The sequence below is a fragment of the Nocardioides flavus (ex Wang et al. 2016) genome (assembly GCF_014653115.1).
GTDB classification, from domain to species: Bacteria; Actinomycetota; Actinomycetes; order Propionibacteriales; family Nocardioidaceae; genus Nocardioides; species Nocardioides flavus.
Genome location: NZ_BNAD01000001.1, coordinates 722195 through 735441 on the forward strand (window position 1 = coordinate 722195; position 13247 = coordinate 735441).

A 13247-nucleotide genomic window follows, 5' to 3' on the forward strand; every position below is an offset into this window, starting at 1 on the left:
GAGTCGGTCACGGGTGCATTGTCGCGTGAGCGGCCGACTCGTGCACCGGGTGACTGCGCTCGAGCCTGGCACCCTCGACGTCGACGTCGGGCAGGATCCGGTCCAGCCAGCGCGGCAGCCACCAGGCCTTCTCGCCCAGCAGGTGCATCGCGGCCGGGATCAGCAGCATCCGTACGACGAACGCGTCGAGCAGCACGCCGAAGGCCAGGCCGAAGCCGATCGGCTTGATCGTGGGGTCGTGGGAGAACACGAAGCCGGCGAACACCGAGATCATGATGACCGCGGCCGCGGTCACCACCGCGCGCCCGGCGTGCAGGCCGTGCTGGACCGCGACGCGCGCCGGGGCACCGTGCGCGTACGCCTCCCTCATCCCCGACACCAGGAAGAGCTGGTAGTCCATGGCCAGGCCGAACAGGATGCCGGTCGCGATGATCGGAAGGAAGCTCAGCACCGGCCCCGGGGCGACGCCGAAGAGGTCGGCGAGGAAGCCGAGCTGGAAGATCGCGGTGATGCCGCCGAAGGCCGCGAGCAGCGACAGCACGAACCCGAGCGTCGCGGTCAGCGGCACGAGGATCGAGCGGAACACCACGACCAGGATCAGCAGGGAGAGGCCCACGACGAGCACGAGGTAGGTCGGCAGGACGTCGGCGAGCTGCTCGGAGATGTCGATGTTGGCGCTGGCGTTGCCCGCCACGCCCAGCGTGGCCTCCCCGCCACCGGCGGTCTGCGGGGTGAGGGCGCGGAGGTCCTGGACCAGCGCCTCCGTCGACTCGCTGGAGGGCCAGCGGTCGGGGACGACCTGGAAGGCGAGGGACGTGCGGTCCTGCGACGCACCGATCGGCACCACCGCCACCACGTCGCCGAGCTCGGCGACGGCCGTGCCGATGGCAGCCTGCTCGGCCAGGAGGTCGTCCTCGGCCACGGGTGCCGGGAGGTCGGCGACGACGAGCAGCGGGCCGTTGAAGCCGTCGCCGAACTTCTCCGCCTGCACCTCGTAGGCGCGGAACCCCGACGACTCCTCGGGCTGCGTCGAGCCGTCGGGGAGGCCGAGCCGCATCTGGGTGGCCGGGGCGGCGATCACCAGCAGCGCGACGATGCCGAGGCCGAGGACGGCCCAGGCCCGTCCGGTGCCCATCTGCCGGTCACGCTCGGTGATGTCGTCGTCGTGGGCCCGTTCGCCGGCGGCCAGTCGCTCGCGCTCGCGGCGGCGCAGGATCCGCATGCCGATGAGCGACAGCAGCGCGGGCGTGAGGGTGACGGCCATGAGGATGGCGACCAGCACGGCGACGGCGCCGACGGTGCCCATCAGGCCGAGGAAGCCGACCCCGGTGACGTTGAGGGCCAGCAACGCCACGATGACGGTCACGCCGGCGAAGACCACCGCGTTGCCGGAGGTGCCGTTGGCGAGCCCGAGCGACTCGTGCAGCGTCGCACCCTGCTTCAGCTGCCGGCGGTGCCGGTTGATGATGAAGAGTGAGTAGTCGATGCCGACCGCGAGGCCGAGCATCACCCCGAGCACCGGGGTGACCGAGACGAACTGCACCAGCCCGGAGAACGACAGCGAGGCCAGCGAGGCCACCCCGACGCCGAGCAGCGCGGTCACCAGCGGGAGCGCGGCGCCGACCAGCGTGCCGAGCATGACGGTGAGCACGATCGCGGCGACCACGACGCCGGCGATCTCGCCCGGGCCGAGGATCGACGGGACGGTCTGCGCGATCTCCTGCGACGCGTGGATCTCGACACCGTCGATGCCGGCCGCGGCCTCGGTGACGAGGTCCTCGATCTTCGTCTTCGTCTCCACCTCGAGCTCGTTGACCGGCACCGAGAAGACCACGTTGGCGACCGCCGCCGAGCCGTCCTCGGAGACCGTGCGGAAGCCGGAGGACAGCTCGGACAGCGTCTCGCCGACCTCGAGCCGGGGCGCCTGCTCCTCGACCCGCGCGCGCTGCCGGTCGACCTCGGCCTGCCCGTCGTCGAGCTGCTGCTCGACGGCCTCGAGCTGCGGGCGTACGGCGGCGAGCGTGCCGGCCTCCCGTGCCTGCTCGCGCTGCTCGGCGAGGGCCTCGCGGCCGGCGTCGATCTGGGCCTGCGCGCCGTCGAGCTGCGCGAGCCCGTCCTCGAGCCGCTGCCGACCGTCCGCGACCTGCTCGGCCGACTCGTCGACGCGGGCCTGGGTGGCGAACGGGTCGGTGACGTCCTCGACCGTGTCGACCTCCTCGACCCGGGCGAACAGCTCGACCAGGGCGTCCTGCTGCTCGCGGGTGAAGGCGGCGCCGTCGGTGGTCTCGGCGACGATCGAGCCGTTGCCGGCGCCGGTGCCCTCGAACTCCTCCTGCAGCTGCTGGGAGACCCGCGTGGTCGGGGTGTCCGGGAGCGAGATCGACGACGACAGCGCACCGGCGAACGACACGTACGTCACCACCGTGACGGCCAGGAGGGCCAGCCAGGCACCGATGACGGTCCAGTGGCGGCGGGCCGCGAAGCGACCGATGCGATAGAGGAGCTCAGCCATGTCGGCGGGCCTTTCGGGGAGGAGCGGGGGAAGCGGGAAGGGCGGGGCGGGACGCCGTCAGTCGGCGCGGCCCACGCGGAGGTGGTCGAGCAGGCGGTCGAGGAGCCGGTCCCAGTCGGCGCGCGCGGCGTCGGGCACCACGTGCCGGAGGTCGGGGTGCCGGGCCAGCCAGCGGTCGGCGAGGGTGGTGATGCCGCTGAACATCAGCGCCAGCGTCAGGTCGAGGTCGAGGTCGTCGAGTCCGGGGGCCCGGCGCTGCAGGTGCTCGCGCAGGCGCCCGCCGACGTGCTCGAAGGCGGTGCGCGAGATGTGCTGCGCACGCTCGTCGCCCGGGCCGGGAGCGCCGAGCACGAGGTGGATCGACGCGATCGCGGTCGGCAGGTCCACCCCGCGGGCGGCCCCGGCGACGGCAGCGAGGACCGTACGGCCGTCGGTCCCCCCGGGCTCTTCGGCGGGGAGCGCGGCGGTGCGGCGGTCGACCTCGGCGAGCAGCGAGGTGGTGGTCTCGGCGAGGAGCTGCTCGCACACGGCGACGAGCAGCGCCTCGAGGCCGGCGAAGTGGTTGAAGACGGTGCGGCGCGAGACCCCGGCGCGCATGGCGACCTGGTCGACGGTGAACCCGTCGGGGCCGTGCTCGGTGGCAAGCGAGCGCGCCGCGTCGAGGATGGCGACGCGACGCCCGGCCAGCAGCGTGCTGCGTCCGTCGGGGCGCGGGTCCGTGCTCACCCGGCCATAGTTGCACTCAGTGCAAAATAATCACCCGGGAGGGGTCAGCCGCAGGTGTCCGCGGCGGGCATCTGGCGCGTCGAAGCGCAGGCTACCGAGTCCTACGACGACATCGGATTGATATATGCGTTCGCCGTGGTGGACACCGAGAACAACGTCACCTGCTCCAGCAGCGCGACTGAGGCCACCTTCACCCAGTCAGCGTTGAACCTCAAGGGAATCTCGGCGCAGGATCTCAACCTGTCCAGCAATGAAGCCGACGGCACTTCGATCACGGCCGACGTCGCCTTCACATGTTGATCTGATCCGCCGCGAGCCGACGGCGCCGCGAACCCGGCACGTATCTGGCACCTCCCGATAAGCAGCACAGCCCCTGACCCGCGTTCTCGCGGGTCAGGGGCCGTTTCCTGCTGGGTGGCGGTGACGGAGGGATTTGAACCCTCGGTGGACTTGCGCCCACAAACGCTTTCGAGGCGTTCTCCTTAGGCCGCTCGGACACGTCACCGGCGCGAACGTTACCGGAGGTGGCGCGCAGGACCGAAACCGGCGCCGGGGTCCGCCGCCACAGGGGTGGACGCACCCATGGCCAGCGGATGCCCCCGACCGGTACGTTTCGCCGCACGCCTGTGCTCGCACCACTCGCGAGGGGAAGGAGGTCGACCGTGGCCGCCGTACGACGTGTCCGCGACCTCGCCCGCGCCGCGCTGCCGAGGAGCGTCGGGGAGCGACTCCCGGCGGCACCTCCGCAGGAGGTCACCGAGCTGATCCACGACAAGCGCTTCCAGCGCGCCGTCGCCAGGGCGGCCGAGGACCAGGGGCGCGTGGAGGACGAGGTCTGGGAGGAGGTCAAGGGCTACCTCCACGAGATGGCGGCCGCCCACGACGAGCGCGCCTCCCAGGGCTGGGCCCGGATGGGCGACTGGTTCCTGCGTGCCTACGACGTGCTCGTCGACGAGGACCAGATGCAGCAGCTGCGCAAGCTCGACCGCACCCACAGCCTGGCGCTGGCGTTCAGCCACCGGTCCTACCTCGACGGCATGGTGATCCCCAACGTCCTGATGGCCCGGCGGTTCTCCCCGACCTACACGTTCGGCGGCGCCAACCTCAACCTCCCGGTGATCGGGACCTTCGCCAGCCGCACCGGCGTCATCTTCATCCGTCGCGCGACCCAGGAGATCCCGGTCTACCGGCTCGCGCTGCGCTCCTACATCCGCCAGATGGTGGCCAACAAGCGCAACCTGGCGTGGTCGATCGAGGGCGGCCGTACGCGCACCGGCAAGCTGCGACCCCCGGTGCACGGCATCCTCAAGTACCTCACCGACACCGTGCAGGGAGACGAGCAGGGCGACTCCCCGGACCAGGAGGCGCCGGACGTGCAGGTCGTGCCGGTCTCGGTGGTCTACGACCAGCTGCACGAGGTGTCGCTGATGACCGACGAGGCGCGCGGCGCCAGCAAGACGCCGGAGGACTGGCGCTGGCTGGTCCGGTTCGCGCGCCTGCAGCGCAACCGCCTCGGCCGGGCCTACCTGAGCATCGGCGAGCCGTTCTCGCTGCGCGAGCGGCTGGACGAGCTCGCCGCCGAGGGCGTCACCGGCCACCAGGCCGTCGAGCGCGTCGCGCTCGACATCTCCCACCGCCTCAACCGCGCCACCCCGGTCACCACCACCGCGATCGTGTCGCTGGCGCTGCTCGGTGCCGACCGCGCGCTGACCGTCGACGAGGTCCTCGAGACCGTCGAGCCGCTCGCGGCCTACATCGACGCCCGCCAGTGGCCCGTCGCCGGCGCCGCCGACCTCCGGGACCGCTCGACCATCCGCCGCGCGCTCACCGAGCTGACGCGCAGCGGCGTGCTCACGGCGTACGACCAGGGCACCGAGCCGGTGTGGAAGATCGGCGACGACCAGCACCTCGTCGCCGCGTTCTACCGCAACACCGTGATCCACATCCTCGTCGAGCGGGCGATCGGCGAGATGGCGCTGCTCACCGTCAGCGAGCTCGGCCCCGGCGCGGAGCTGCCGCCGGGCGGGGAGCTCCAGGTGGGCTGGGAGGAGGCCAAGCGGATGCGCGACCTCCTCAAGTTCGAGTTCTTCTTCCCCTCCCGCGCCGACTTCGAGGACGACCTGCGCACCGAGCTGCGCCTGCTCGTCGGCGAGGGCGTGACCGAGATGACGCCGACACGTGCCCGCGAGCTCCTCGTCGGCGCCCGCCCGCACCTCGCGCACCTCGTGCTGCGACCGTTCCTCGACGCCTACCTCGTCGTCGCCGACCGGCTCGCCGACCACGGTGACGCGCCGGTCGACGAGGACGCCCTGCTCGCCGACTCGCTCGCGGTCGGGCAGCAGTGGGCGCTGCAGCGCCGGGTGGCGAGCGAGGAGTCGATCTCGCTCGAGCTCTTCCGGACGGCGCTGTCGCTGGCGCGTCACAAGGGCCTGCTCGAGTCCGGGGAGGGCATCGGCTCGGCCCGCGAGGCGTTCGCCGCCGAGCTGCGCGACTCGGTGCGGCGGGTCAACATCATCGGCGAGATCGCGGGCGAGCCCGTGCAGGTGGTCCTGCCCCCGGTCCCGCGGCAGCAGGAGCAGGTGTGAGCGGGCTGTCGACCGCGGTCCAGGAGGCGATCGAGGCCATCGAGGCCGGTCCGCAGGGGCCGTCGGTGGGCGCGTTCTTCGACCTCGACGGCACCCTGGTCGCGGGCTACACCGCCGCGACGTTCTACGGCGACCGGCTCAAGGGCCGCGACGTCTCGCCGGCGGAGTTCCTGCGTACGGTCGTCACCGCCGTCGACGGCGAGCTCGGCGGCGACCCGACCCGCATCGCCCACGTCGCCTTCTCCGCGATGCGCGGAGAGTCGGAGGAGGCCTTCGCCGACCTGGGGGAGCGACTCTTCCGGTCCAAGATCGCCGGCACCATCCGGCGCGAGTCGCGCGCCCTCGTGATGGCCCACCAGCGCGCGGGCCACACCGTCGCCGTCGCCTCGGCCGCCACGAAGTACCAGATCGCGCCCGTCGCCCGCGACCTCGGTGTCGAGCACCTCGTGTGCACGCAGCTCGTCGTCGGGGACGGCCAGTTCACCGGCGCCACCGACGGCCCGATGCTGTGGGGCCGGCACAAGGCCAGCGGCGTGCGCGCCTTCGCCCGCGAGCACGGCGTCGACCTCGCCGAGTCCTACGCCTACGGCAACGGCTACGAGGACGTCGCCTTCCTCTCCTCCGTCGGGCACCCCACCGCCCTCAACCCGCACCGCGACCTCCGGGCCGCCGCCGCGCGGCTGGGCTGGCCGGTGCTCGACCTGAGCGACCCGGTCGGCGGCTCGCTCGTCGCGGCCGGTCGTACGCTCGCCGCGCTCGCGACGATGAACGCCGGGGTCGGCGCCGGCCTGGCGTGGGGCGCGGCCCGGGGCAACCTGACAGAGGGGCGCAACGCCGCCGTACGCCTCGCGACCCGGCTGCCGATGGCACTGGCCGGCGTCTCGGTCGACGTGCTCAACGAGGAGCGCCTCTGGACCCACCGGCCGGCGATCTTCGTGGCCAACCACCAGAGCGCCCTCGACATCCCGGTGCTCGGCCGGCTGCTCGACCGCGACTTCACCATCGTGGCCAAGAAGGAGGCGCGCTGGGACCCGCGCGCGATGGTCGGGTCGGTGGTCATCGACCCGGCGTGGATCGACCGCAGCGACTCGGAGTCGGCGCGCGCGACCCTCGACGGCGTCGTGGAGCGGATCCGGTCGGGCACCTCCTTGATGATCTTCCCCGAGGGCACCCGGTCGGCGACGCCGGTGCTCGGCCCGTTCCGCAAGGGCGCCTTCCACCTCGCCGCGCAGGCCGGTGTGCCGGTCGTGCCGATCGTGCTGCGCAACACCGGCGAGCTGATGCGCCGCAACTCCCTCGTGCTCAACCCGGGCGTGGTCGACGTCTGCGTGCTGGAGCCCGAGACCGACTGGAGCACCGACGACATGAGCGAGCGGATCGCCGCGTTGCACGCGAAGTTCGAGGAGACGCTGGCGAGGTGGCCGTCGTGAGTCCGTCCTCGTCATCGTCCTCGTCGTCGGAGGACTTCGAGCGCTGGGGCGACGCGGCCGCCTGGTCCGCCGGCACCGAGCTCACGCCCATGCAGACCCTGCTGTGGCGAGCCGAGCGGCACCCCGTGCAGTCCTCGACCACGACGGTCGTCATCGACCTCGACCGCGCGCCGGACTGGGACCGCTTCGTCGCCGCGACCGAGTGGGGCACCGGCCTGGTGCGCCGGCTGCGCCAGCACGTCGTGGAGCCCGTGGTCCCGACGGCTGCGCCGACCTGGGCCGACGACCCGACCTTCGACCTCGGCTACCACCTGCGCCGCGAGCGGGTGTCGTCGCGCGAGGAGATGCTCGCGGCTGCCGCCCAGGTCGCGCTGCGTCCCTTCGACCGGTCGCGTCCGCTGTGGGAGGGCGTGCTGTTCGAGGGGCTGCCGGACGGCGCGGCGTACGTCCTCAAGATCCACCACGCGCTCGCCGACCCGCTCGGAACCGTGCAGCTGCTCTCGATGCTCCAGTCCGGCAGGCGCGCGCACACCGCTCGCAAGCCTGTGGGCGAGGAGCAGGTCGCGCCTGCCGCTGCCGACCCGGTCGACCTCGCCGTCAGCGGGCTGCGCACCGACGTGTCGACGCTGCCCGGGGCCGTACGGACCACGGCGCGCGCGCTCGGGGTGGCGGCCGCCCGACCGCAGGCCGTCCTCGCCTCGACGCTGCGCTACGGGGCGTCGCTGCGTCGCCTGCTCACCCAGGCTGCCCCGCCCTCGCCCGAGCTGTCGCCGCGCACCGGCAAGCAGTGGTCGTTCCTCACCTTCGAGGCCCCGCTCGACCCGATCCGCACGGTGGCCCGGCAGGGGGGCGGCACGCTCGACGACGCCGCCGTCGCGCTGGTCCTCGGCGGCCTGCGCCGCTACCACCTGCGACGCGACCACCTCGTCGGTGAGATCCCCGTCGGCGTACGCGTCTCGCTTGCTCGCGCCGACGACCTCGGCAACCGCTTCGCGCAGGCGATCATCTCCGGCCCGCTGTCGATCGACGACCCGGTCGACCGGGTGGCCGCCGTGCGCGGCGAGGTGCTCTCGCTGCACACCGAGCGGGCGCTCGAGGTGCTCGACGCCGCCGCGCCGCTGGTCAACCGGATGCCCTCCTTCGTCGGCGCCTCCACCCTCCGTACGGCCGCCGCCCCCGACGCCTTCGTCCTCACCCTCCCCGGTCCGCCGCGCAAGCGGTTCATGGCCGGCGCGGAGGTACAGGGGATGTACGTCCTCGGGCCCCTGCCGGGCGCGGCACTCACCGCCTGCCTCGTGACCTGCGGCGACACCGCGTGCATCGGGGTCAACGTCGACGCCAGCGCGGTCGCCGACCTCGCCGCGCTCGAGGAGTGCCTGGCCGAGGAAGTCGCTGCGTTCTCGGGGTGACCGGTGGCGGGTCCTTGGCGGGTCCTTGGCGGGTTGTCTCCAGCACGTGAAGGCAGCTGCCGGCGACGGCGGGAGGGGATACTCACCGCGTGGGTGCTCGCAACTTCCTGGTCGAAGGCGTCTCAGGCACTGGCAAGAGCTCGGTGTGCCGAGAGCTCCGGCGACGCGGACACCACGCCGTCGACGGGGACCGAGAGCTCGCCTACCAGGGCGACCCGGAGACGGGCATGGCGACCGACACCGCCGACCACGAGCACCACGTCTGGGACCTCGACCTCGTGCGAGCGATGGCAGCCGATCACCGGGAGCGCGCGACCTTCTTCTGCGGGGGCTCGCGGAACTTCCCCCGGTTCCTGGACCTGTTCGACGAGGTCTTCGTCCTCGACGTCGACGTCGACACCCTGCACCAGCGTCTCGACCAGCGCCCACCGGACGAGTGGGGCTCGCGACCCGCCGAGCGCGAGCTCATCGTCCGGCTCCACGATTCGAAGGAGGACGTTCCGGGTGTCGGTGTGGTCATCGATGCCACTCGTCCGATCGGTGAGGTCGTCGACGAGATCCTCCAGGAGGCGGGACTCCCCACTACGTGACGCCCGCGCATGCCTGTGTCCCCGCCATCGTGGGGACTGGCGGGGTGTGGGGCGGGGTCATTGTCGGCGGGGTCGCGGGATGCCGGGCGGGATGTCGGGTGGGTCGAGCTCGGTGGTGCCGGTGTGGTCGCGGCGGTAGCGGTAGCCGTAGGGACTTCTCCACTCGAACACCCCCGGCGCGGTGGTTTCGTAGCGCCAGGGTGAGTGGGTCTTGAGGCGGTGGTGGAAGCGGCACAGGGCGGCGAGGTTGCTCGTGGTCGTGGGCCCTGGCTGGGGTCTGCCTTCGGCTTCGGCGTGCTCGTCCCACGGCACGACATGGTCGATGTCGCAGCCGCGGGCGGGGCGGCCGCAGTTCGGGAACACGCAGGTGCGGTCGCGGAGGATGATCTGCTCGCGGATGCGGTCCGGGACCTTGCGCGTCTGGCCAGTGAGCTGGGTGTTGAGGTCGATGACCGGCTTGACCGTCACTCGGGTGCGGGTGTCGCCGCACCACGCCCGGATCTGCTCGAGGAGGACGAGGCGTTGGCCGTTCTCCATCCGTCCGGTCGGCCCGAAGATCGTGGTGTCGCCGGACAGGGTGGCGTCGAAGTGGGCGTGGATGACAACTTCCCGCGCGGGCGGCAGCCCATCAATGTCTGCCGGTCCGGTCGCGCCCGAGGCGTGGAGGTCGAGGGCGGTCTGGGTGCGAGCGAGGTTCCCGAGGGCCTTGGCGCGGCGGGCGTCGAGCGACAGCGTGGAGCCGAGTGCCTTCAAGGTTTCTGCACCGTGGGCCACGGCGCGGTCGAGGTCGAGCGCGTCGGCGAGGTCCACCTCGGCCTCGATGCGCATCGTGCCGGCGAAGTGGACGTCGTCGTCGTGGACGGTCACGTGGCGCGGATCGACGTGCAGGTAGCCGTCCTCCGGGTCCTGGGTGGGGTCGGCGGTGGCGAGGTCGTAGCGCTTGATGGTCTCGGCGACGAGGCGGTCGAGCTGCGCGGGTCCGATGCGGCCGGCGACGGCGGCGACCTGCGCGTCGACGAACCCCGCCGCCTCACGAGTCAACGGAGGGGAGGTGTGGATGGTGGTCTCGGCGACCGACCGCGCCCGCCACGCGGGAACGGCGCCGGCGTGGACCTGGTCCCAGAGGCGGGGGAGGCGGTGGCGCAGCTCGAGGGCGTGCCCGATGAGCTTCTTCGCCGCAGTCGAGCTGATGCCGAGGACGGTGCCGAGCTCCGCGACGCAGAACTCCGCCACCAACGGCGCACCCTCACCGGCGATGGGCTCTTCGTGCTCGCACCCCGGGACGGCGAACGTGGCGGCGGAGTGGATCGACTCGGGCGGGTGGAGGTCGGCCCACTGCGCAGCGAGCACCAATTGGCGAGCGGCTTCGGCGTTCTCGGTCTCCCGCGACGCCTTGATCGAGGCGAGCAGGCCAGCGGCGGTGAGGGCGTCTGCCTCACCTGCTCCGGGTCCTGCCAGTACTTCGATCATGTGTTCGACCCTACGCGAACCCACCGACACTGACCATGGCTGTGGACGGTAAGTGGCCTACGACTTTTGACGGGTCTCGTGACGCGACTTCGTCGCTCCTCGCCCAGCGGGACGGGGGTCTCGATACGCCGCTCGTCCCTCGCGCGCTACTCGACCATCGAACAGAAGATCGGCTCCTCGACCAGCGGGGGGGTGTCCAAGCCGGCGAGGCGGAGCGGCTATCCCTCCGGCGACGTCGGCCCGATGTAGCAGAGCATCCGGTAGTCGGTGTCCTCCTCGACGTTGACGAAGCCGTGCCGCTCGTAGAAGCGGCGGGTGTCGGCGTCCACCTCGTCGACGTTGATGTGCATCTCCGGCGACCCGACCTCGCGGACCAGGCTCCGGCACAGGTCGAGGACCTCGGTGCCGATGCCGCGCGACCGGAGCGCCGGGACCACGTAGAGCTCCTCGAGCTGCGACACCGGACCGTCGAACCAGATCGCCGGCCGCAGGCTCACCAGGGCGAAGCCCACCGGACGGCCAGACGGGTCCTCGGCCAGGACGGCCACGATCTCCGGGAGCGGGAGCAGTCGCGCGAACCGCGCGGCCAGCACCGAGGCGTCGTCGGTCTCGGCGTCGAACTCGGTGTTGAAGTCCCACAGCAGGCGCCCGAGCACCTCTGCGTCGGCGACGGCGGCGCGGCGTACGGTCACCGGACCTCCCTGTGCTCGGAGCGGTGGCGGGCGAAGAAGGAGTCGAGCAGGGCGGACGACTCCCCGGCGAGCACCCCGGCGACGACCTCGGGCCGGTGGTTGAGGCGGCGGTCCCGCACGACGTCCCACAGCGAGCCCACGGCGCCGAGCTTGTCGTCGTACGCACCGAAGACCAGCCGGTCGACGCGCGCGAGCACGAGGGCGCCGGCACACATCGTGCACGGCTCGAGGGTGACGACCAGCGTGCAGCCCGTCAGCCGCCACTCGCCGCGCGCGGTCGCGGCGGCGCGCAGCGCGACCACCTCGGCATGGCCGGTCGGGTCGGCGTCGGCCTCGCGCGTGTTGTGGCCGGTGCCGATCACCGTGCCGGTCTCGTCGAGGACCACGGCACCGACCGGGACGTCGTCGGCCGCCAGCGCGGCCCGGGCCTCGGCCAGGGCGCGCCGCATGGCGTCGTCCCATCGGGAGGGAGGGTTCATGCCGAGGTGAGCCCCACCGCGTCGTCGAAGAGCTCGCCGAACCCGAGGCGGCGGGCGATGTCGGAGAGCATCTCGTCGGGGTAGAGCTCGACGTCGTCGAGCAGCGCCCCCAGGTCGATGGCGTGCAGGCCGAGGTCGCCGAGCAGGTCGAGGTCGCCGGCCGGCACCTCGACGTCGTCGTCCTCCGGCGGGGGCAGCCCCAGGAAGTCGATGGCCGACTGCGCCAGCTCCCACTCGTCGGCGGCGGTGACGTCGGAGAGCAGGACGCGGGTCCGCGGGCCGTTCACCCGCACGAGCACGAAGAAGTCCTCGTCGACCGCGACCATCCCGACCGCGCCGCCGTCGCCGGCGACCTGGCGCAGCGCATGGCTCAGGGCGTCGATCGAGTCGTACGCGGGCGCGGCGATCTCCTGCACCTGCCAGGTCCCGTCCTCGCGGAACGCCGCCAGCGCGAAGTCGACCTCGCCGTGGTCCTCGGACATCGCACCTCCCGCCACCAATGTCGCAGAAAGCCCGGGGTGCGCCAACCCTCTCCGCCCTCCCGATCCGCCGTCTCGATCGGCGCCGCTCCTGCCCACTAGGGTGGCCCCCATGCGCCTGCACGTGGTGAACCACCCCCTCGTCTCCCACAAGCTCACGGTCCTCCGCGACCAGGACACCGACTCGCCGACCTTCCGGCGGCTGACGGACGAGCTGGTCACCCTGCTGGCCTACGAGGCGACCCGCGAGGTGCGCGTCGACCCCAAGCCGATCACCACCCCCGTCGGGCCCACCACCGGCGTCTACCTCGCCCAGCCCAAGCCGATGGTCGTCCCGATCCTCCGCGCCGGGCTCGGCATGCTCGACGGCATGATGCGGCTCCTGCCGACGGCCGAGGTCGGCTTCCTCGGCATGGTGCGCAACGAGGAGACGCTGGAGGCCTCGACCTACGCCGAGCGCCTGCCCGACGACCTGTCGGGGCGCCAGTGCTACGTCCTCGACCCGATGCTCGCCACCGGCGGCACCCTCGCCGCGGCGATCAAGTTCCTGACCAACCGCGGGGCCGACGACATCACCGCCATCTGCCTGCTCGCCGCTCCCGAGGGTGCGGAGAACCTGGAGAAGGGCCTCGAGGGCCTCGACGTCCCGGTCACCGTCGTGACCGCCGCGCTCGACGAGAAGCTCAACGACAAGGGCTACATCGTCCCCGGCCTCGGCGACGCCGGCGACCGGCTCTACGGCGTCGCGCACTGACCCCGCTGCTCGACACGTGACGCGCGTCACCTGAGACTTCGGTGGCGCGCGGCCTCCTTTCGGTACGTTGTGGCCCGGCCCGCACGCCGCTCTGGTCCCGACCAGGACCGGAGCCCCCACC

Annotated in this window: 12 protein-coding genes and 1 tRNA gene; 6 read left to right on the plus strand and 7 right to left on the minus strand. The window is 72.4% G+C overall.

Features of this window, described 5'->3' with window-relative positions; all coding sequences use genetic code 11:
- Nucleotides 1-7: 7 nt before the first annotated feature.
- Together IE200_RS03550 and IE200_RS03555 are read right to left on the minus strand one after the other, a co-directional pair.
- A complete protein-coding gene (locus IE200_RS03550) occupies nt 8-2512 on the minus strand; it encodes an MMPL family transporter (protein WP_191277943.1) in 2505 nt (834 codons plus the stop codon).
- 57 nt (nt 2513-2569) lie between these two features.
- Nucleotides 2570-3202, minus strand: a complete 633-nt coding sequence (locus tag IE200_RS03555) for a TetR/AcrR family transcriptional regulator (RefSeq protein ID WP_456237847.1) — start codon at nt 3200-3202, stop codon at nt 2570-2572.
- Between the two features lie 90 nt (nt 3203-3292).
- On the opposite strand from IE200_RS03555, the gene IE200_RS03560 reads away from it, so the two are divergent.
- Nucleotides 3293-3538: a hypothetical protein gene (locus IE200_RS03560; protein ID WP_191277945.1), complete on the plus strand. Its 246-nt coding sequence runs from the start codon at nt 3293-3295 to the stop codon at nt 3536-3538.
- A 115-nt stretch (nt 3539-3653) separates the two neighbouring features.
- Here IE200_RS03560 and IE200_RS03565 read toward each other — a convergent pair.
- Nucleotides 3654-3743, minus strand: a tRNA-Ser gene (locus tag IE200_RS03565).
- Nucleotides 3744-3900: 157 nt separating this feature from the next.
- Between IE200_RS03565 and IE200_RS03570 the strand changes: the two genes are divergently transcribed.
- The 4 genes from IE200_RS03570 (at nt 3901) to IE200_RS03585 (ending at nt 9252) form a co-directional block, all read left to right on the plus strand.
- Nucleotides 3901-5823 carry a lysophospholipid acyltransferase gene (locus IE200_RS03570; protein WP_229856046.1) on the plus strand — a complete coding sequence of 641 codons (1923 nt, stop codon included), beginning with the start codon at nt 3901-3903 and terminating at the stop codon, nt 5821-5823.
- Nucleotides 5820-7253, plus strand: coding sequence for an HAD-IB family hydrolase (locus IE200_RS03575; protein ID WP_191277947.1), 1434 nt, complete (start codon nt 5820-5822; stop codon nt 7251-7253). The genes IE200_RS03570 and IE200_RS03575 overlap by 4 nt, the downstream gene beginning before the upstream one ends.
- Nucleotides 7250-8662: a wax ester/triacylglycerol synthase domain-containing protein gene (locus IE200_RS03580; RefSeq protein WP_191277948.1), complete on the plus strand. Its 1413-nt coding sequence runs from the start codon at nt 7250-7252 to the stop codon at nt 8660-8662. Before IE200_RS03575 ends, IE200_RS03580 begins: the two co-directional genes overlap by 4 nt.
- An 89-nt stretch (nt 8663-8751) precedes the next feature.
- Nucleotides 8752-9252 (plus strand): AAA family ATPase, encoded by a 501-nt coding sequence (locus IE200_RS03585; protein ID WP_191277949.1) that lies wholly within the window; start codon nt 8752-8754, stop codon nt 9250-9252.
- 57 nt (nt 9253-9309) lie between these two features.
- Here the strand turns inward: IE200_RS03585 and IE200_RS03590 are convergent, their stop codons facing one another.
- The 4 genes from IE200_RS03590 to IE200_RS03600 all read right to left on the minus strand — a co-directional run bounded on the left by IE200_RS03590 (nt 9310) and on the right by IE200_RS03600 (nt 12375).
- Complete coding sequence (locus tag IE200_RS03590) at nt 9310-10722, minus strand: HNH endonuclease signature motif containing protein (RefSeq protein WP_191277950.1); 1413 nt, start codon at nt 10720-10722, stop codon at nt 9310-9312.
- A gap of 218 nt (nt 10723-10940) precedes the next feature.
- Nucleotides 10941-11414 (minus strand): GNAT family N-acetyltransferase, encoded by a 474-nt coding sequence (locus tag IE200_RS20595; protein ID WP_229856048.1) that lies wholly within the window; start codon nt 11412-11414, stop codon nt 10941-10943.
- Nucleotides 11411-11893 (minus strand): tRNA adenosine(34) deaminase TadA, encoded by a 483-nt coding sequence (tadA, locus tag IE200_RS20600; protein WP_407940953.1) that lies wholly within the window; start codon nt 11891-11893, stop codon nt 11411-11413. The genes IE200_RS20595 and tadA overlap by 4 nt, the downstream gene beginning before the upstream one ends.
- Nucleotides 11890-12375 (minus strand): tRNA adenosine deaminase-associated protein, encoded by a 486-nt coding sequence (locus tag IE200_RS03600; RefSeq protein WP_191277952.1) that lies wholly within the window; start codon nt 12373-12375, stop codon nt 11890-11892. Before IE200_RS03600 ends, tadA begins: the two co-directional genes overlap by 4 nt.
- 109 nt (nt 12376-12484) lie before the next feature.
- On the opposite strand from IE200_RS03600, the gene upp reads away from it, so the two are divergent.
- Entirely contained in the window at nt 12485-13126 is a 642-nt protein-coding gene (gene upp / locus IE200_RS03605; protein WP_191277953.1) for a uracil phosphoribosyltransferase, read from the plus strand.
- The last annotated feature ends 121 nt before the right edge of the window (nt 13127-13247 follow it).

What these genes read in the sequence shown, in the direction of transcription:
- IE200_RS03600 (WP_191277952.1), bottom strand. Translation starts at nt 12,375, where the DNA reads ATGTCCGAGGACCACGGCGAGGTCGACTTCGCGCTGGCGGCGTTCCGC.
- IE200_RS03550 (WP_191277943.1), bottom strand. Translation starts at nt 2,512, where the DNA reads ATGGCTGAGCTCCTCTATCGCATCGGTCGCTTCGCGGCCCGCCGCCAC.
- upp (WP_191277953.1), top strand. Translation starts at nt 12,485, where the DNA reads ATGCGCCTGCACGTGGTGAACCACCCCCTCGTCTCCCACAAGCTCACG.
- tadA (WP_407940953.1), bottom strand. Translation starts at nt 11,893, where the DNA reads ATGAACCCTCCCTCCCGATGGGACGACGCCATGCGGCGCGCCCTGGCC.
- IE200_RS03590 (WP_191277950.1), bottom strand. Translation starts at nt 10,722, where the DNA reads ATGATCGAAGTACTGGCAGGACCCGGAGCAGGTGAGGCAGACGCCCTC.